The sequence below is a fragment of the Parahaliea mediterranea genome (assembly GCF_017255185.1).
Classification (GTDB): domain Bacteria; phylum Pseudomonadota; class Gammaproteobacteria; order Pseudomonadales; family Halieaceae; genus JAFKCZ01.
Genome location: NZ_JAFKCZ010000006.1, coordinates 169,842 through 187,370 on the forward strand (window position 1 = coordinate 169,842; position 17,529 = coordinate 187,370).

At 67.2% G+C, this 17,529-nt stretch carries 15 protein-coding genes; 5 read left to right on the forward strand and 10 right to left on the reverse strand.

Going from position 1 to position 17,529, the window contains the following annotated elements:
* Positions 1–111: 111 nt before the first annotated feature.
* On the forward strand, positions 112–1,467 hold the full coding sequence (locus JYP50_RS09350; RefSeq protein WP_206560243.1) for an MFS transporter: 1,356 nt from the start codon (positions 112–114) through the stop codon (positions 1,465–1,467).
* Here the strand turns inward: JYP50_RS09350 and JYP50_RS09355 are convergent.
* From JYP50_RS09355 to JYP50_RS09375, 5 genes are all read right to left on the reverse strand, one after another.
* On the reverse strand, positions 1,426–1,869 hold the full coding sequence (locus tag JYP50_RS09355) for a YaiI/YqxD family protein (RefSeq protein WP_206560244.1): 444 nt from the start codon (positions 1,867–1,869) through the stop codon (positions 1,426–1,428). The genes JYP50_RS09350 and JYP50_RS09355 overlap by 42 nt on opposite strands.
* Before the next feature lie 29 nt (positions 1,870–1,898).
* Positions 1,899–3,551: an AMP-binding protein gene (locus JYP50_RS09360; RefSeq protein WP_206560245.1), complete on the reverse strand. Its 1,653-nt coding sequence runs from the start codon at positions 3,549–3,551 to the stop codon at positions 1,899–1,901.
* A gap of 123 nt (positions 3,552–3,674) precedes the next feature.
* Positions 3,675–5,096, reverse strand: coding sequence for a glycoside hydrolase (locus JYP50_RS09365; RefSeq protein ID WP_347136756.1), 1,422 nt, complete (start codon positions 5,094–5,096; stop codon positions 3,675–3,677).
* 145 nt (positions 5,097–5,241) lie between these two features.
* Positions 5,242–6,525, reverse strand: coding sequence for a DEAD/DEAH box helicase (locus JYP50_RS09370; protein ID WP_431311296.1), 1,284 nt, complete (start codon positions 6,523–6,525; stop codon positions 5,242–5,244).
* A 116-nt stretch (positions 6,526–6,641) separates the two neighbouring features.
* The gene (locus JYP50_RS09375) at positions 6,642–7,436 is read right to left on the reverse strand and encodes an endonuclease/exonuclease/phosphatase family protein (protein WP_206560246.1); all 795 of its coding nucleotides are present in this window, start codon (positions 7,434–7,436) and stop codon (positions 6,642–6,644) included.
* A 215-nt stretch (positions 7,437–7,651) separates the two neighbouring features.
* On the opposite strand from JYP50_RS09375, the gene JYP50_RS09380 reads away from it, so the two are divergent.
* Positions 7,652–8,428, forward strand: coding sequence for an SDR family NAD(P)-dependent oxidoreductase (locus JYP50_RS09380; RefSeq protein ID WP_206560247.1), 777 nt, complete (start codon positions 7,652–7,654; stop codon positions 8,426–8,428).
* Between the two features lie 21 nt (positions 8,429–8,449).
* Here the strand turns inward: JYP50_RS09380 and JYP50_RS09385 are convergent, their stop codons facing one another.
* Genes JYP50_RS09385 through JYP50_RS09395 form a run of 3 tightly spaced genes read right to left on the reverse strand, consistent with a single transcriptional unit; the run spans position 8,450 to position 11,606 of the window.
* A complete protein-coding gene (locus JYP50_RS09385; protein ID WP_206560248.1) occupies positions 8,450–9,436 on the reverse strand; it encodes an alpha-L-glutamate ligase-like protein in 987 nt (328 codons plus the stop codon).
* Complete coding sequence (locus JYP50_RS09390) at positions 9,433–10,956, reverse strand: inactive transglutaminase family protein (RefSeq protein WP_206560249.1); 1,524 nt, start codon at positions 10,954–10,956, stop codon at positions 9,433–9,435. Before JYP50_RS09390 ends, JYP50_RS09385 begins: the two co-directional genes overlap by 4 nt.
* Before the next feature lie 2 nt (positions 10,957–10,958).
* Positions 10,959–11,606, reverse strand: a complete 648-nt coding sequence (locus tag JYP50_RS09395; protein ID WP_206560250.1) for an ATP-dependent zinc protease family protein — start codon at positions 11,604–11,606, stop codon at positions 10,959–10,961.
* A 335-nt stretch (positions 11,607–11,941) separates the two neighbouring features.
* Here JYP50_RS09395 and JYP50_RS09400 point away from each other — a divergent pair, with 335 nt between their 5' ends.
* Positions 11,942–13,912: a BCCT family transporter gene (locus JYP50_RS09400; protein ID WP_206560251.1), complete on the forward strand. Its 1,971-nt coding sequence runs from the start codon at positions 11,942–11,944 to the stop codon at positions 13,910–13,912.
* 84 nt (positions 13,913–13,996) lie between these two features.
* Here JYP50_RS09400 and JYP50_RS09405 read toward each other — a convergent pair whose 3' ends face one another.
* Together JYP50_RS09405 and JYP50_RS09410 are read right to left on the reverse strand one after the other, a co-directional pair.
* Positions 13,997–14,560: a CBS domain-containing protein gene (locus JYP50_RS09405; protein ID WP_206560252.1), complete on the reverse strand. Its 564-nt coding sequence runs from the start codon at positions 14,558–14,560 to the stop codon at positions 13,997–13,999.
* A gap of 93 nt (positions 14,561–14,653) precedes the next feature.
* Positions 14,654–14,959 carry a hypothetical protein gene (locus JYP50_RS09410; protein WP_206560253.1) on the reverse strand — a complete coding sequence of 102 codons (306 nt, stop codon included), beginning with the start codon at positions 14,957–14,959 and terminating at the stop codon, positions 14,654–14,656.
* A 203-nt stretch (positions 14,960–15,162) separates the two neighbouring features.
* Here JYP50_RS09410 and egtB point away from each other — a divergent pair, with 203 nt between their 5' ends.
* Both egtB and egtD read left to right on the forward strand, forming a co-directional pair.
* A complete protein-coding gene (gene egtB, locus JYP50_RS09415) occupies positions 15,163–16,425 on the forward strand; it encodes an ergothioneine biosynthesis protein EgtB (protein WP_206560254.1) in 1,263 nt (420 codons plus the stop codon).
* Positions 16,426–16,534: 109 nt separating this feature from the next.
* Positions 16,535–17,509, forward strand: coding sequence for an L-histidine N(alpha)-methyltransferase (gene egtD, locus JYP50_RS09420; RefSeq protein ID WP_206560255.1), 975 nt, complete (start codon positions 16,535–16,537; stop codon positions 17,507–17,509).
* Positions 17,510–17,529: the final 20 nt, after the last annotated feature.

The window sequence follows — 17,529 nt, forward strand, 5'->3', positions numbered from 1 at the left end:
GGTGCCTGATTTCGGCACAAGTACCACGATTAACGCGCGCGGGGAATTGTCCCGTGGCGCGAAACCTGTACCCTTGCGACCTGAACTTCCCGACCCCATTTACCCGCTATCATGAGAGCACTCTTCACAGTCACCTCGCTGCTGGTCTCCACCTCGCTGCTGCTGATCGGGCACGGCATGCAGCTCACCCTGCTGCCCCTGCGCGGCTCGATCAACGGGCTGTCGGAGTTCCAGATCGGCATGAGCGCGTCGAGCTACTTCCTGGGCTTTGTGGCGGGCGCCCTGTTTATTCCGCGGATTATCGCCAAGGTGGGCCACATCCGCAGTTTCGCCGTGCTCACCGCGATCATGACCTGCGCGCTGCTGGGCCTGGAGATGCTGGACGGCTGGGCGCCGTGGCTGGTGCTGCGCTTTTTCACCGGCGCGGTGATCTGCGGCCTGTACACGGTGATCGAGAGCTGGCTCAACGACCAGGCCTCCCCGCAATCCCGCGGCCAGGTGCTGGCGATCTACACCTTCATCGTGCTGATGTCGATGGCCGCCGGGCAGGGACTGATCAACGTGGGTCCGGCCAGTTCCTCGACCCCCTTCACCCTGGCCGCCGTGTTCCTGGCCCTGGCCATCGTGCCGGTGGGCCTGACCAGCCGGCTGGCCCCGGCGCCGCTGGAGTCCACCCGCACCCGTTTCAGCCTGCTGTATCGCCGCAGCAAACCCGCCTTCGCCGGCACCATGGTCTCCGGCCTAGTGGTCGGGGGCTTCTGGTCCCTGGGGGCGGTGTTCGCCCAGCGCTACAGCCAGTCGCTCAACGATGTCACCCTGTTCATCACCGCGGCCATCGCCGGCGGCGCCCTGTTCCAGTATCCCATCGGCTGGTTGTCGGACCGGGTGGACCGGCGCCAGGTGATGCTGGCGCTGTGCGTTCTCGGCGCCCTGGCGTCGGCGGCAGTGGCGTTCAGCGTGGGCCGGCCCTGGCACCTGGCGGCGGTGTTCGGCTTCGGCGCCTGCGTCATGCCCATGTACGCCATTTCGCTGGCGATGGCGGCGGACAATTCCAGCAGCAAGGAGTTCGTGGAGATCGGCACCTCGGTGTTGATGCTCAATGCCCTGTGCTCGGCGGTCGCCCCGCTGCTGCTGGGCCAGGCCATGACCGCCTTCAATCCGGCGGCCCTGTTCTGGGGCTCGGCGATCCTGTGCGGCCTGTTTGCGCTCTACATCGGCATCCAGTGTGTACGCACCGCACGCCTGCCGGCGGCGCAGCAGACTCCCTTCGAGGCCGCCGTACTGGAAGCCGCGCCCACGGCCTTCGACCTGGACCCCCGCGGCCTGGACGACGAGAGCGGCGACCTGATACCGCAGGGCCTCGAAGAAGAGGAAGAAGAGGAGGAGCTGGAGGAAAGGGGCGAGGACGCGCCGCCGGCCGCCGACTCAGGCGCGGGCCAACAGCGTATCCAGGCGACTGGCGAATAGCTGCCGGTCGGCCTGGCTGAGGGGCGCCGCGCCGCCGGTATCGACCCCGCTATCGCGCAGCGTGGCCATGAAGTCACGCATATTGAGCCGGGCGCGGACGTTCTGTTCGGTATACAGCTCCCCCCGCGGGCCCAGCGCCCGGCAGCCCTTGGCCACCACCTCCGCGGCCAGCGGAATATCCCCGGTGATCACCAGGTCGCCCTCCTCGACCCGCGCGGCGATGGCGTTGTCCGCCACGTCGAAGCCACGCTCCACGTGCAGGAAGCGTATATGCGGCGAGGCCGGCACCTGCATGGCGTGATTGGCCACCAGGGTCAGCGCGGTGCCGGTACGCTGGGCGGCGCGAAATAGGATCTGCTTGATCGCGCCGGGACAGGCGTCGGCATCCACCCAGATATTCATAAACCTCCTCTCACGCGCCGCGCGCGCCGCTAGTCAAACCAGTGCACCAGCAGCGCCTTTTGCTCGGCGGCCTCGCGGGCGAGGCGCTCGGCGGTCTCCCCAAAGCGCTCCTCCACCTGGTCGCGGCGAATTTTCATGGTCGGCGTCAGCACCCCGCTCTCGATGCTCCAGGGCTCGCGGGACAGGATCACCGCGCCGATACGGGCGTGCTTCTCCAAGGTGTCGTTGATACTCTCCAGCGTTTCACGCACCGACTGTTCCACTGTCGAGCTGTCCAGCGCCTGGGCGTCCCCGGTCAGCACCGCGACCATGACCGTCTTGGAATAGCCGCGGCCCAACAGGCACTGCTGCTCGGTATGCGGGTTCTTGGCAAAGCTGCCCTCGATGGGGGGTGGCGCCACGAACTTGCCCTGGATGGTCTTGAAATAATCCTTCACCCGGCCGGTGATGTAGATAAAACCGTCCTCGTCCACCCGGGCCTTGTCGCCGGTGTGCAGCCAGCCGTCCCGCAACAGCTCCGCGGTTTTCTCCGGGTCCTTGTAATACCCGGGGGTATTGCCGTCCGAACGCACCACCAGTTCGCCCTCCTCGGAGATCCGGTACTCCACCCCGGGCAGGGGCTTGCCCACCGAGCCGATGCGGCGCTCCTCGAAACTGCTGACGATCAGGCCCATGGCCTCGGTCTGGCCGAAACCCTCCATCAAGGTCAGCCCGATCTCGCCGAACCAGTGAATCAACGGCGGCGGGGTTGGCGCGGCGGCGGTAAGGCAGTAATTCACCTGGTCGAGACCGATGGTCTGGAGAATCAATTGCCTGGCGCCCTCGCGGTCCGCGGCCAGCATCCCGTCCAGGGCCTCCTGGCCGCCCAGCTTGGCCAGGATGGCCTGCTGGAACTGCTCCCAGATACGCGGCGGCCCGAAGAACATCTGCGGGCGGGTGCGCTGCAAGTCCGGCAGTACCGTGTCCAGGCCGCGATTGAAACTCACCTCGCCGCACACCACCAGGGAGGCGAACTCGACGATCTGGCGCTCCGCAATATGCGACAGCGGCAGGTAGGAAAAATAACGGCTGCCCTCTTCAGAGCCAAACGCGGCGGTGAAGCGGCGGATCGGGACCAGGTTGCTCTCGTGGGTCTGCATCACACCCTTGGGCTTGCCGGTGGTGCCCGAGGTAAACACCAGCGACACCAGCTCGTCGGGCGTGGCGGCGTGCGCGGGACGGCGGCCGGCGCCGCGCTCGACCAGGTCGTCCCACTTGAGGTGCGGCCGATCCAGCGCCACCCCCGGCAGCGCCACCAGGGTGATATCGGCGGGGAGTACGCCACTCACCGCTTCCCAGTTGGCGGTTTCGCCGACGAACATCACCCGGGCACCCGTGAACTCCAGGATATACTGGGCGGTATCCGCCGGCAGCGTGGTGAACATGCTCACGGTGACGTTGCCGGAGGCAATGATCGCCATATCCGCCAGGAACCAGTGGGGGCAGTTCTTCGACAGGACCACCATGCGCTCGCCGTGACCGAAGTCCTCCTCCAGCACCGTGGCTACCGCCATGGCCTCTTCCCTGGCCCGGGACCAGGTCCAGTCGGTGGACCCCTCCTCTTCCAGGGCGCGCATCCACACCTTGTCCGGTCGGGTATCGGCCCAGTGATTGAGCAGGGAGGGTAGTGTATCCAGTGCCATGGCAAACTCCATTTTTTTGTTAGCGGTTCACGCCCCACGGCCGGTACGACAGTCGTCGCGGCGGGCGGTCTACGGAGATTAACAGAGTGCCCGCGCGCAAATAAGTCGCCCGGCCGACAATTCTCAGGGGTGTAGCAACCAAAAACTGATACTGCGGGGAGGCAGGCGCGGCTCCACCGGCAGGGGCGGAAAGTCCCCGAGTTCGACCCGGCCCTTGCGCAGCGAGGGTTTCACCCCGTTGATGCGCAGCCTGCGGCTGCCCGGGTGCTTGGCGGTCAGGGTGTAGCGCTCCAGGGGTTCCGGGAAACCCTCGAGGTTCACCGCCAGCGGCGTGTCGTGGAGGTTGATCAGCAACAGGGTGCGCATGTCCCGCGTGGGGTGCGCATGCAGGTAGGCCCGCAGGCGCGGGTCGCTGCTGCGCACGCTGTAGACGGTTTCGCCCATCAGGCGCCGCCACAGCCAGCTCACCCAGTAGTCGGGGCGGGGCTTGAGGGTAAGCCGGTCGATCAGCCCGTAATCGCCCCCGATCAGCGCCTGGCGCACCATCACCCGCTGTCCCAGGGTGGCGCCCATGCCCAGCTGGTCGGCCCACCAGAAACTGGAGGCCCAGCGATCGGACAGGAAGGGCTGGCCGCCGCACTGGGCGGAGCCGGTCTCCCCGGTCCACAGCTCCGCCCGCGGCTGGAACCGGTCGCGCAGGCGGGCCAGCTGCCGGCTGTAACGGGCGAAATCCTCGAAAGACCTGGGGTCCAGCATGTGCCGCTCCCGGGCCGCGCGGGTGCGCACCGGGCTGCGCTCGCTCTGGAAGGGGTAGTAGTGCCAGTCGACGATGTCCAGGCCGTTTTCGAGGCTGGCGAGGAAGCGCGGGGTAATGCGTGAGAACGGTCGCACGGTCTCCCCCAGCCGCGGCCAGAAGGCGCTGCCCGGCCCCGAGATGCGGGCCTGCGGGAAATAGCGGCGCACCAGGCGGGTAAAAGTGTCGTAGTCCGCCGCCAGGCGCCGCGCCCGCGGCTGGGAGCGCAGGCCGTGAAAGGCCCAGTAGGCATTGAGTTCGTTGCCCAGCTCGAAGACGTCGATCCGCTGGCCCCGCTCCACGCTGTACCGCAGCAGGCGCTCCAGCTCGCCGCCCTCCCAGCTGCCGTGCTCGCTGCGGCGGAACAGGCCGTACTTGCAGGTAAAGATCAGCCCCAGGTCGTGACGCGCGATAAAGGCCTGCAGGCTGTCCCACTGTTCCCGTTTTAGCACCAGCGCCTGCTTTTCCCCGGGCGGCGCCTCGAAATAGTGGATTTTGTCCGCCTCGGAACCGCCGATGCGCAAATAGGCCGGCCCCAGCGAGGCCACCAGCCGGTCCAGCTTTTTACTGTCCAGGGACAGGGGCGGCACCGGCAGCGTGCCCACGCCGCGGCGGGCGCGGGTCGCGCCCTCCCACCACAGGCCGCCAGCGAACACCGAAATATCGATGGACCAGGACAGATAGCGCGGATCGACGCGCCGCAGGGGCGCGTGGTGCAACAGCAAAACATCCGCCGGAGCCGTGTCGCTCACGGCTGCCGGGGTCCGGCGCCAGGCGAAGTTCACGACTTCACTCCGGCGGCAACTGTCGGTGGGGGTTCATCATCCGCTCGGGATAATGCAAGAAAAATGTTACAGAATTGACACGGCGGCCGACCGGCCGCCGTGTCCCGCGCCCCTACCCTCGGCGACGGTTATCGGAGGCGCCGCCGGAGCGTCGGCCACGCCCGCCGCGGCGGCGGCGCGCGCCCGGCGCCGCGGCGCGCTCGTCCCGGCCGCGGGACTGCGGTCGGGCGGCGGCCGGGGCCCGGCCCTCGGGCACCCGGTGCTCGGGCTCGAAGCCCTCCACCGCTTCCCGGGGCAGGGTCTGGCGAATCAGTTTCTCGATGCCGCGCAGGTAGTCGGCCTCGTCGGCGCTGACCAGGGAGTAGGCCCGGCCGGCGGCGCCGGCGCGACCGGTGCGGCCGATGCGGTGCACGTAGTCCTCGGCGACGTTGGGCAGGTCGAAGTTCACCACCTGGGGCAACTGTTCGATATCCAGCCCGCGGGCGGCGATGTCGGTGGCCACCAGGGCCTGGATCCGGCCCTGCTTGAAATCGCCCAGGGCGCGGGTCCGCGCGTTCTGGCTCTTGTTGCCGTGGATGGCCGCGGAGGGAATGCCCGCTTTTTCCAATTGCTGGCTGAGGCGGTTGGCGCCGTGCTTGGTGCGCGTGAACACCAGCACCTGGTGCCAGTCATTGTCGCGCACCAGGTGGCTCAACAGGGCCGTCTTGCGCTGCTTGTCCACCGGATAGACCCACTGCTTGACGGTGTCGGCGGTGGCGTTGGGCGGTGTCACCGAGACCTTCACCGGGTCCACCAGGTAACCCCGCGCCAGCGTGCTGATCTCGCCGGAAAAGGTGGCGGAGAACATCAGCGTCTGGCGCGCCTCGGGCAGCAATTTCACGATGCGGCGGATGTCGTGGATAAAGCCCATGTCCAGCATGCGGTCGGCCTCGTCCAGCACCAGCACCTCCAGCGCGGAGAAATCCACCGCGCCCTGGCCGTGCAGGTCCAGCAGGCGACCGGGGGTGGCGACCAGGACATCCACGCCGCGCGCCAGGCGGGCGATCTGCGGATTGATCTTGACCCCGCCGAACACGCAGGCGGAACGGGTCTGAAGATAGCGGCTGTAGGCCTCCACATTGTCGTGCACCTGGGCCGCGAGCTCCCGGGTCGGGGTCAGCACCAGGGCCCGGCAGTGGCGGCCCGCCGGCGCAGGACCGGCGGCGAGGCGGTGCAGCAGCGGCAGGGTAAAGGCGGCGGTCTTGCCGGTGCCGGTCTGGGCGGCGGCCATGACATCGCGGCCGGCAAGCACCGGGGGTATGGCCTGCGCCTGCACCGGCGAGGGCGTGTCGTAGCCCTGCTCGGTCACGGCACGCAACAGGCTCTCGGACAAGCCGAGATCTTTAAAATTCATCATTGGGTATCTCTGACAGGAAAAGGGGTGCTGACGGAAGAGCACTGTCAGCGAGTGCGAAGGCTGGGCATCATACGCGAATCCGGCAGGGTTTCAATGCCGGACCAAAACGACAGCGGCTAGCGCAATACGCCGAACAGCGCCGCGTGGTCCGACAATTCCCGCCAGTGTCCGTCGCCCAGGCACTGGCAGGACACCGGTTCGAGGCCGCGATAGTAAATGCGGTCCACGGGAAACACCGGCGCCCACACCGGAAAGGTGCGGGCGTGGCGGCCGGTCAATTGCACGAACAGCTCCGTCAGGCCCAGCTCGGCCTTGAGATGGCGCTCGGCCTGCATCCGCCAGTCGTTGAAGTCCCCGGCGATGATCATCGGCTCGTCCCGGGGCACATGCTCCTCGATGCGCTCGACCAGGGTACGCATCTGCGCCCGGCGCTCCCGTTCCAGCAGCCCCAGGTGCACGCAGAGGGTGTGCAGCGGCGCCTCGTACCCGGGAATATCGATCACCCCGTGCAGGATGCTGCGGCTGGAGCGGGGAAACAGGGCGATGTCGATGTTTTCCCAGCGGGTGAAGGGGTGCATGCTGAGGATGGCGTTGCCGTGGTCGCCCTTGCGGTAAATGGCGTTGCAGCCGTAGGCGTAGTGGGGCCAGGCCTGGTCGGCCAGGTATTCGAAATGGGGCTGCTCGGGGTAGGAAGCCCGGCGCCGCTTGCGCGCGCTCTTCTCGGCGTAGCCGTGGATTTCCTGCAGGAAGACAATGTCCGCCCCGGTCTGGGCGATACGCTCGCGCATCGCGTCCAGCATAAAGCGCCGGTTGCCGGTGCAGTAGCCCTTGTGCACATTGTAGGTGAGGATGTGCAGCGGAGGCCGCGCGCCGGCCTGCTCCCCGTCCCGCCGTTTGCGCGCTAAACCCATGACCTGCCGCGTGACCCCGCTACCCCGGTTACAAACCGCCCACACTATAGCCCAGTCTCCGCCAGAGTTGGACCACCCGCACGCAACTAGTTTGCTAAACCGCGGCGACAATAGTGCGCCTCGACGTTGTCTTCTACCTGCGCGCCGGTAGAATGCCTGCTGTACGGGTCGCCCCTACGACCCCCGAATTGAGCATCAATAGCGGAGACAAGACCTTGGCCAAACTGACTTACAGCCCCTCAACCCCCGTGATCATCACCGGCGCCTGCTCCGGTATCGGCCGGGCCTGCGCCGAGGTACTGGCGGAGGCCGGCCGCCCACTCGCCCTGTGGGACCTCGACCCGGCCAGCGCCGACAGCCTGGCGGCCGGGCTGCAACAACAACACGGCATCCGCTGCGTGGGGCTGGGCGTGGATGTGGCCGACCTCGAGGCTATCGCCGCCGGCGTCAACGCCAGTCGCGAGGCCCTGGGCACCCTGGGCGGACTGGTGCACAGCGCGGGGGTCAGCGGCGTCTCGACCCTGGAGCAGCTGAGCCCACAGACCTGGCAACAGGTGCTGGACATCAACCTGCGGGCGCAGGTTTTCATCCTCCAGGCCATGCTCGACGACCTCAAGGCCAGCCCCGGCGCCGCGGTGGTGGGCATCGCCTCGATAAACGCCACCCTGGGCAACCGCATGAACCCCTCCTACAGCGCCTCCAAAGGCGGCATGCTGGCGGTCAATCGCGCGCTGGCGGATGAGCTGGCGGACAGCGGCATCCGCATCAACGCGGTCTCGCCGGGCCAGATTGCCACCCCCATGCTGCTACAGGGCCTGGAGCACGCGCCGGGGCAAAAGGAGGCCTTCGAGCGCCACATCCTATTGGGGCGCCTGGGGCAACCCCGGGAAATCGCCACCGCGGTGCGCTTCCTGCTGTCCGACGACGCCAGCTACATCACCGCCACTGAATTGGTGGTGGACGGCGGCAACCTGTCATCCCAAAGAGGATAGTGCCGCGTAGCCACCGCGGCGTTACAGCGCGGCGGCCTGTTCCGCCAGCGGCACCATGCGGCCCACGCTGAAACGCTCCCGCGCCCGGGCGATGCGTTCGGCGTCGGTATCGAACTCGTCGGCGATCTCGTCGGCGATCTTCAGGCGGCCGATTAGCCCCTCCTGATTGGCCACCTGGATGGACAGCCCCGGCCGCGCGTTGAGCTCCAGCAGCATCGGGCCCTGCTGGCGGTCCAGGACAATATCCGCCCCCAGGTAGCCCAGGCCGCACATCTCGGCGCAGCCCGCCGCCAGTTCCAGGATCTGCTGCCAGTAGGGCAACTGCAGGTCGTCGAAGCTGGCCCCGGTATCCGGGTGGTGGGTCACCAGGCGGCCCTGTTGCACCGCCGCCACCGGGCGCCCGCTGCCGATATCGATCCCCACGCCCACCGCGCCCTGGTGCAGGTTGGCCTTGCCGTCGGAGGCGTGGGTGGCGCAGCGGATCATGGCCATCACCGGCACCCCGCGGTAGACGATCACCCGGATGTCGGGCACGCCCTCGTGGCTGTAGCGGGCCATCATCGGATCGAAGTCGAGCAGGGCCTCGATCATCGCCTGGTCGTTGCGCCCCCCCAGGCTGTGCAGCCCGGCGAGGATATTGGAGGCGTGACGGCGCAGGGCGTCGGCATCGACCACCGCGCCGGAGGATTTCACGAAGTGGTCGCCATCGCGGCCGGTGATTACCAGGATGCCCTTGCCGCCACTGCCCTGCACCGGCTTGATGACAAAGCTGTCGCGCTCGAACAGGGCCTCCACCATCGGCGCCACCTGGAACTGGTATTCGATCACCCCGTACATTTCCGGCGTGGGAATGCCGCGCTCCAGGGCGGCGGTCTTGGTGTGGAGCTTGTTGTCCACCAGGCGGTAGTAACCGCGGGGATTGTAGCGACCGATGTAGCCGACGTTGCGCCGGTTCATGCCCAGGATGCCCAGCTTGCGCAGTTTGCGCGGCGAGATCAGCTGGATCACTGCTGTTTCACCATCTCGCGGAAACGGTACAACTCGGACAGCCGGTAACCGGTGTACTTGCCGAACAACAGCACCACGCCGAGCAGGCTGAGCAACAATTCGGGGAAGTTGAAGGTGAGGTGTTCCACCACCGGAATGGACATCACCAGGTAGGCCAGCACGGCCACGATCAAGCTGCCGGTCCCCTGGATCAGCACCTCGTGTCCGCCCTCCTCCTCCCAGAGGATGGACATCCGCTCCACCGTCCAGGACAGGATGATCGCCGGGAAGAAGGTGACCGTGAGCGCCTGGTCGAGCCCCAGCTTGTAGCTGACCACCGCCAGGACGGCCATCAGCAGGATCACCACGATCACCACCGCCGACACCCGGGCCACCAGCAGCAAATTGAGGTGCGACAGCCAGGAGCGGATCCACAGGCCCACGCCGACCAGCGACAGGAAGATCGCCAGCCCCACCCACAGCGTGGTCTGGATAAAGGCGATGGCGATCAGCACCGGCATGAAGGTGCCCGAGGTCTTGAGCCCGACCAGGATACGCAGGATCACCACCACGAAGGTCGCCACCGGCACCAGCAACAGGCCCTTGAAGATGCCCTGCTGTTCCACCGGCAGGGCGTAGATGGAGAAATCCAGCAGCGCGAACTGGTCGCTCTGCTGCTCCATGGTCACCACCGTCTTGGCCGGCAGGCTGTTGTTGACCAGGGCGAATTCCAGGCTGGAATCGCGCCCGCCCACCACGCGCAGAATGGTCCCCGGGCCGCGCTGCCAGACAAAGAAATCGTCGGGCAGCCCCACCTCGCCGGTGTCCGGGTCGAGCAGCTGCCAGTCGCTGCCGTCGTGAATCTCGATCAGCACGCTCAGGGTCTGCCGGCGCCGGCCGTCCTGCAGCCGGATACCCTGGACCCGGTGGGCCGGGATGTCGGCAAAGGCCAGCACGTCGAGCATCAGCGATTCCCGGGAACCGCCGTAACTGTCCAGCAGGAAGGCCGCGTCGGGACCCGCCTCCTCGCGGTTGAGGTGCTGGATCATCAGCCGGGCCATGCTCCCGGGGCCGGTGGAGGTTTCCTGCAGCACCTCCACCAGGCGCTCCATCGCGGTGAGCTGGTCCGCCTCCAGGCGCGGCTTGTCGGCCACCGCCACCGGAAACCCGGGCAGGCCGTCGCGATTGGCGCGGTAGGCCTGGATTTTGTAGTAGAGCGTGGTCGGGTGGTCGAGGGTCTGGCGGGTCCAGTTGGCCCGGGGGCGGCCGCCGCTGTCCTCGACGGTGAAGCCAAAGCCCGAGGACGCGAAGTGCTCGTCCAGCAGCACCCAGCCGCCCAGGGCCTGGGGCAGTTGCAGGGCGACGTCCACCGGGCCCGCCGCCGGCTTGAAGCTGACCTTGGACTCAATGGTCCACACTTCGCGGGATTCACCCGGCAGCAGAGGCAAACCCAGGCGCGCGGTCTTGTACAGGGTCAGCCCCAGGCCGAACAGGATCAGTACCGCGGCCACCAGGCCAATCTGTATACGCGAGGCAACCATGATCAATCCAGCAGATGGCGTTGGCTGACGTCGACGATGGCGACATCAGTCAGGAAATTGCGGCCGATGATCAGGGGGTACTCGAAATCCGGCCGGTTCGACAGGCTGACCTCGATCAGCGAGCGCTCCTCCCCCACCGCGACCCACAGGCGCACCACGTAGCGGCGCTCGATCAGGCTCTCCCCCTTTTTCACGTTGATCCGGCGCACCAGCTCCGCGTCCACCGGGTGTATCTCCCCCGACGCCGGATCAAGCAGCTCGAACTGCACGTAGCGCTTGCCGTCCTTCTCCAGCTGGCGCACGTTCTCGGCGTGAATGGAGGTGGTCTCGGTACCGGTGTCGATGCGCGCTTCCAGACGCAAGCCCGGGGGCTCCAGCGTCGCCCACTCCACCGCGCCGATCACCGTGAGGCCCAGTTCGCCGGCGGTGGCGGGCACCCGGGTGGGGACTTCCACACGTTTTTCCACCACGCGCTCGACCACCGGCGCCCCGGGGCAGGCCCGGGCCTCGCAGACCGGGCATTCCACTGCCGGTGCCGGCGGGCAACTGGCTATGGGCGCGTCGACTACCGCCTCGCGCTGGGGTGTCACACTACAGCCAGCCAACAGCATAATGGCAACCAGAGGGGCCAACCCGGTCGTCAATTTCATCGCAACTCCCTGCTACCCGTACCACCTTGCCCCGGTCAGCGAGTACTCCGCCGGGGACGAAACCCGCCGGGATAGTACCACAAGCGGGGCGCAAACAGGCCAGGTGCGGGCAATGCCCGCACCCCGGCGCCACTGGTGGCCGAGCAAGGGATATTGCCGGTTGAATATTCTGGACCGGGGCCAGGGACGCGGTAGCGATGCCGCGGCCCACCCGCGTTCGCCCGGCGGCCGATGTGAAACCCGCCATCGATCGATGGTACCCTTGCGCCGCTCTCCCGCTCACGTTGCCCGCCCGGACGAACACCCTCCGGCCGGCGACAGGACAAGGACCGCGAATGAAACGCCTCCCCGTCAAGATCAACCCGCCGGTTTTTTTCAGTTCCGCCCTGCTCACGCTGGTCTTCGTCTCCGGCGCCATGATCGCCCCGGAGGCCGCGGAGCGGATTTTTACCCACCTGCAGACCTGGGTGATCGAGGAGGCCGGCTGGTTTTACATCCTGGCGGTGGCGCTGTTCCTGATGTTCGTGGTGTTCCTCGCCTTTTCCGAGTACGGCAATATCAAACTCGGGCCGGACCACAGCGAGCCGGACTACAGCTACACCTCCTGGTTCGCCATGCTGTTTTCCGCCGGCATGGGGATCGGCCTGATGTTTTTCGGCGTCGCCGAACCGGTGATGCACACCATGACCCCGCCCCACGGGGACGGCGGCACCGTGGAGGCGGCGCGCGAGGCCATGCGCATCACCTACTTCCACTGGGGCATCCACGCCTGGGCGATCTACGCGGTGGTGGCGCTGTCGCTGGCCTACTTCTCCTTCCGCCAGGGCCTGCCGCTCACCATCCGCTCGGCCCTGTACCCGATCATCGGCGAGCGTATCCACGGTCCGATCGGCCACACCGTCGACGTGTTCGCGGTGCTCGGCACGCTGTTTGGCGTGGCCACCTCCCTGGGATTCGGGGTCATCCAGGTGAACTCGGGGCTCAACTACCTGTTCGGGCTGCCGGTGGGACCCTGGGTCCAGGTGGGCCTCATTGCCGGCATCACGGCGCTGGCGACGACGTCGGTGGTGCTGGGGCTCGACGGCGGCATCCGGCGGATTTCCGAGCTCAACATGGTGCTGGCCGGGGCGTTGCTGCTGTTCGTACTGCTCCTGGGGCCGACGGTCTTCCTGCTACAGACCTACATCCAGAACATCGGGCACTACCTTTCGGAAATCGTGGAGACCACCTTCAACCTCTACGCCTACCGTCCCACCGACTGGATCGGCGGCTGGACCCTGTTCTACTGGGGCTGGTGGATCGCCTGGTCGCCGTTCGTGGGCATGTTCATCGCCCGCGTATCCCGCGGCCGCACCATCCGCGAATTCGTGGTGGGCGTGCTGCTGGTGCCCAGCGGCTTTACCTTCATGTGGATGACTTTTTTTGGCGACAGCGCCCTGTGGCTCATTCTCAACCAGGGCGCCACCGAGCTGGCCCGGGACGTCGCCGCCGACACCTCGGTCGCCCTGTTCAAATTCTTCGAACACTTCCCGCTGTCCGAATTCGCCTCGGGCATCGCCACCCTGCTGGTGGTCACCTTCTTCGTCACCTCCTCGGATTCGGGTTCGCTGGTGGTGGACATGCTGACCTCCGGCGGCGAGGAAGAGGCCCCGGTCTGGCAGCGCATCTTCTGGGCGGTGACCGAGGGCTTCATCGCCGCCGCCCTGCTGGTGGCTGGCGGACTGCAGGGCTTGCAAACCGCCACCATCACCAGCGCCCTGCCCTTTGCCGTGATCATGCTGGTCATGTGCTGGGGCCTGCTCAAGGCCCTGCGCCTGGAACTGGTCAAGCGCCACTCCCTGCGCCAGGCCACCACCACGCCGCTGGTCGGCCAGAACCCCATACCCTGGCAACAGCGCCTGCGCCGCGTCATCAACCACCCGCAAAAGCAGGTGGTGGTCGATTTCATCCAGAAGGATGTCGTCGAAGCGCTCAACAAATTTGCCGATGTGATGGGCGAGGAAGGCATGGTGGCGGAGGTCAAGACCGGCGACGACGGCCGCGCCTGGCTGGAGGTCAGCCACCATCGCGAGCGCGACTTCGTCTATTCGGTGCGCCCGATTCCCCAGCACGCCCCGGCCTTTATCATGCGCGACACCCGCTCCGACCGCGGCGAGAAACTGCGCTACTACCGCGCCGAGGTCTTCCTGCAGGAGGGCGGGCAGGATTACGACATCATGCAGTGGAACCAGGACCAGATACTGGCCGATGTCATCGACCAGTACGAGAAGCACATGTACTTCCTGAACCAGCTCAGGGCAAGCTGAACACCATGACAGCGCCCGGCGGGCGGGCGGCTACCCGCCGGCGCCCGCCAGGACCTGGCGCGGCGCCGACGCCGCGCCGGTGCTTCAGTGCCGAATCGCCTGGAAGATATCCATGAAGGTGTTCGGGCGCGAAATCTCGATGGGAATGTGCATCCGCCGCGCGATATCGCTGGAGGAGATCAACCCGCGGATGTGGTGACTCGCCGAATCCACCACCAGGCAGTGCTGCTCGCCGTTTTGCTTGAGCGTCTCCACCACGTCGCGGATGGACGCCGTCGCCAGCCTGTCGAACTCCAGGCCCAGGATGGTTTCGCGATCGCGCATCAAATCACAAACCCGCACCTCCTGGCGCTGCACCCTGCCGCGGGCGGTGTGCAGCACGATCTGCCGCTCGCTCAGGTCCAGGGCGCTGATGGTGCCAACAAACTCGCCCAGCCGGTCCACCACCAGCATCAGCTTGACATGCGCCTTGCGCATCAGGGATTCCGCCTCCATGGCCGGCATGCCGTAATCGACAACCTGCGGCTGGTGGTAGCGAAAATCGGTAAAGACTTCCAGGGCGGGGGAACTCCAGCCGATGTCTGAAAATTCCTCGGGGTGGACCAGGTGGTCCGCGGCGTCGATGGGTTTCAAATCCAGTGTTTTCATAGACCTCACCTCGGCAACGCCCCGCGGTCATTCAGCTGCCGCCGGGGTCACTGCCTTGCAATAATGTGGTTCCGGCGCGGGTGGCCGGCTCTGTTAGGCGGTGACAGGTCGTTGGGGAGGCGCCCGGATACCGTGGGCGAGTACCGCGCTCGCGGCATGGGCGCTCGCCGGCAGGCCGCGCCAGGCGGCGCTACTGCAGGCGGGGAGAACAGCCGCGGGGAATAGCGACGGACAGCAAGGATTGTCCCGATCGGGCTCCGGCTCACAGCCCGTGGTATCGCCGGCGAGTACAGTGGAACCACTCCCCGCCAGCGGCGACAGGCCCTCGTCCGCCGCCACGGTAACACCGCCCCAGCACAGGGTGGCGATCAGCAGGCAGAACGAAAACAACTGGGGCATCGAACAAGTATCCCATCGCGGCAAATACGGCGCAATCGGGAAATAGACCCACCCGCTGGCGGCGAGTTCCAGGCAATCCGGGTAAAAGTTGGCTCGCCTGCGTACAACCCGCGAAAACCTGTACACTGCCTGCGGGGCGCCTCACAAGCCACGCACCCGGAGGGGCCGGCCCCGCCTACTCGCGCGGTGACGGAGCGAAGCCAATGCCCGATGATGCGCTGGTCGCGGACTTCCAGGCGACCCGAATACAGTCGGTGACGCTGTGTGACACCCTGGCCGTCGAGGACTACGGCCTGCAGCGGGAGGCATTTGCCAGCCCGCCCAAATGGCACCTGGCGCACACCAGCTGGTTCTTTGAAACCTTCTTGCTGCGGCCTTTCCTGGCGGGCTATCAACCCCACGCGCCCCTGTACGAAACCCTGTTCAACTCCTACTACAACGGCGTGGGCACGCCCTTTCCCCGCCACCAACGGGGCCTGCTGTCGCGCCCCACGGTGCGCGAGGTGCTGGACTACCGCCGCCAGGTCGACGCCCAGATGCTGCGCCTGCTGGCGCAGGCCGATCACGGCAGCCGGGAGCTGATTGGCGCGCGCTGCCGGCTGGGTATCGAGCACGAGCGCCAGCACCAGGAGCTGTTCCTCACCGACATCAAGTACTCGATGGCCGCCAACCCCCTGCTGCCGACGGTATTTCCACCGCCCCCCCACGACGGCGAGCCCGCGGAGGCCACAGCACCGGCCTGGCTGGATTTTGATGGCGGCCTGGTGGAAATCGGCCACGATGGGCCGGGCTTCGCCTTCGACAACGAGAGCCCCCGCCACCGCTGCTACCTGCCGCCCTATCGCCTGGCCTCGCGCCTGGTGACCAACGGCGAGTACCAGGACTTTGTCGACGACGGCGGCTACCGCAACCCGGACCTGTGGCTGGCCGACGGCTGGGACCTCGTGCGGGAACGGGGCTGGCAGTCGCCACTGTACTGGCTGGAAAGCGAGGGACAACCCCGCGAATACAGCCTGCACGGCGTGATCCCCCGACGGCCATCGGCGCCGGTATGCCATATCAGTGCCTACGAGGCGGACGCCTACGCCCGCTGGGCGGGGGCGCGACTGCCCACCGAACAGGAGTGGGAGTTCGCGGCGGCGGGCCTGGCCATCGACGCACGGGGGCTCGACGGCGGCTGCTTTCACCCCCGCCCCGCCGGCCCCGGCCGGGGCCTGCGACAACTGTACGACAGCTGCTGGCAGTGGACGCGCAGCGCCTATGAGCCCTACCCGGGCTTCCAGCCGCCGGCGGGCGCGATCGGCGAGTACAACGGCAAGTTCATGAGCAACCAGTGGGTACTGCGGGGCGGCTCCTGCGCGTCGAAGCCGGCGCAGCTGCGCCCCAGCTACCGCAATTTCTTCTACCCCGGGGACCGCTGGCAGTTCAGCGGCCTGCGGCTGGCCCGCGACCGCCCGGCCAGCTAATCCCCCACTTCGCCGGCCGCACCGCGAGACACCGGCCGCGCGTGCCGGCCCGGGCTGCTACCCTTAGCAGGAACGGCGATAGCGTTAGCCAAAGGCCCGGGGAATGCCGATGACAGCGGAACAGGTCGCGACCAGCGCCAATGTAATTTGCCACGACCAGCAACCGCGGGGTGGCGACAGCCGCGCGGAACTGCTGGCGGGACTGATGTCGGAGCACCGGTTCATCAGCCCCAAGTATCTCTATGACGCCGCGGGCTCGCGGCTGTTCGAGCGCATTACCGCGCTGCCGGAGTACTATCCCACGCGGACCGAGAAGGCCATCCTCGGCGCCCACGGCCCGGCGATGGGCGCGGCCTGCGGCGAGGGTTGCGTGCTGATCGAGCCGGGCAGCGGCAGCAGCGAGAAAGTGCGGCTATTGCTCGAGGATATGCGGCCGGCGGCCTACGTCGCCCTGGATATCTCGGCGGACTTCCTGTGGCGCTCGGCCCGGCGCCTGGGAGAAGCCTTCCCCTGGCTGCAGGTAAGGGCCATCTGCGCCGACTTCAACCGACAGTGGCGGCCACCGGGCGACCTTCCGCCGGGCCGCCGCGTGGTGTTCTACCCCGGCTCCACCATCGGCAACCTGGAGCCCGGGGATGCCCGCGCCTTTCTCGGCGAGATGCGCGCCTGGATGGGCGACGACGGCGGCGCCCTGGTCGGCGTCGACCAGCACAAGGACGAGGGCCTGCTGCACGCCGCCTACAACGACGCGCAGGGTGTGACCGCGGCCTTCAACCGCAATGTGCTGCATCATGTGAATCACATTCTGGGCGCGGATTTCGCCCCCGAGCGCTTCCGCCACCACGCCTTCTACAACCGCGACGCCAGGCGCATTGAAATGCACCTGGTGGCGGAGGAAGCACAGCAGGTGAACCTGGGAGGCCCGGTGATCGAACTCGACGCCGGCGACAGCATACACACCGAGAACTCCTACAAGTACAGCCCCGGGGACTTCAGCGCGCTGTGCCGGGAGGCTGGGCTCGGCGTGCACCAGCGCTGGAGCGACCCCGGCGAACTGTTCAGCGTGTACTACCTGGGCCCTTGACGGAATTGACGGGGCCTCGA

Excerpts from the sequence above, each read along its gene's own strand:
- JYP50_RS09375 (WP_206560246.1), bottom strand. The coding sequence starts at position 7,436 with ATGGGTTTAGCGCGCAAACGGCGGGACGGGGAGCAGGCCGGCGCGCGG.
- JYP50_RS09350 (WP_206560243.1), top strand. The coding sequence starts at position 112 with ATGAGAGCACTCTTCACAGTCACCTCGCTGCTGGTCTCCACCTCGCTG.
- JYP50_RS09405 (WP_206560252.1), bottom strand. The coding sequence starts at position 14,560 with ATGAAAACACTGGATTTGAAACCCATCGACGCCGCGGACCACCTGGTC.
- JYP50_RS09400 (WP_206560251.1), top strand. The coding sequence starts at position 11,942 with ATGAAACGCCTCCCCGTCAAGATCAACCCGCCGGTTTTTTTCAGTTCC.
- egtB (WP_206560254.1), top strand. The coding sequence starts at position 15,163 with ATGCCCGATGATGCGCTGGTCGCGGACTTCCAGGCGACCCGAATACAG.
- egtD (WP_206560255.1), top strand. The coding sequence starts at position 16,535 with ATGACAGCGGAACAGGTCGCGACCAGCGCCAATGTAATTTGCCACGAC.
- JYP50_RS09370 (WP_431311296.1), bottom strand. The coding sequence starts at position 6,525 with ATGATGAATTTTAAAGATCTCGGCTTGTCCGAGAGCCTGTTGCGTGCC.
- JYP50_RS09410 (WP_206560253.1), bottom strand. The coding sequence starts at position 14,959 with ATGCCCCAGTTGTTTTCGTTCTGCCTGCTGATCGCCACCCTGTGCTGG.
- JYP50_RS09390 (WP_206560249.1), bottom strand. The coding sequence starts at position 10,956 with ATGGTTGCCTCGCGTATACAGATTGGCCTGGTGGCCGCGGTACTGATC.
- JYP50_RS09360 (WP_206560245.1), bottom strand. The coding sequence starts at position 3,551 with ATGGCACTGGATACACTACCCTCCCTGCTCAATCACTGGGCCGATACC.
- JYP50_RS09395 (WP_206560250.1), bottom strand. The coding sequence starts at position 11,606 with ATGAAATTGACGACCGGGTTGGCCCCTCTGGTTGCCATTATGCTGTTG.
- JYP50_RS09355 (WP_206560244.1), bottom strand. The coding sequence starts at position 1,869 with ATGAATATCTGGGTGGATGCCGACGCCTGTCCCGGCGCGATCAAGCAG.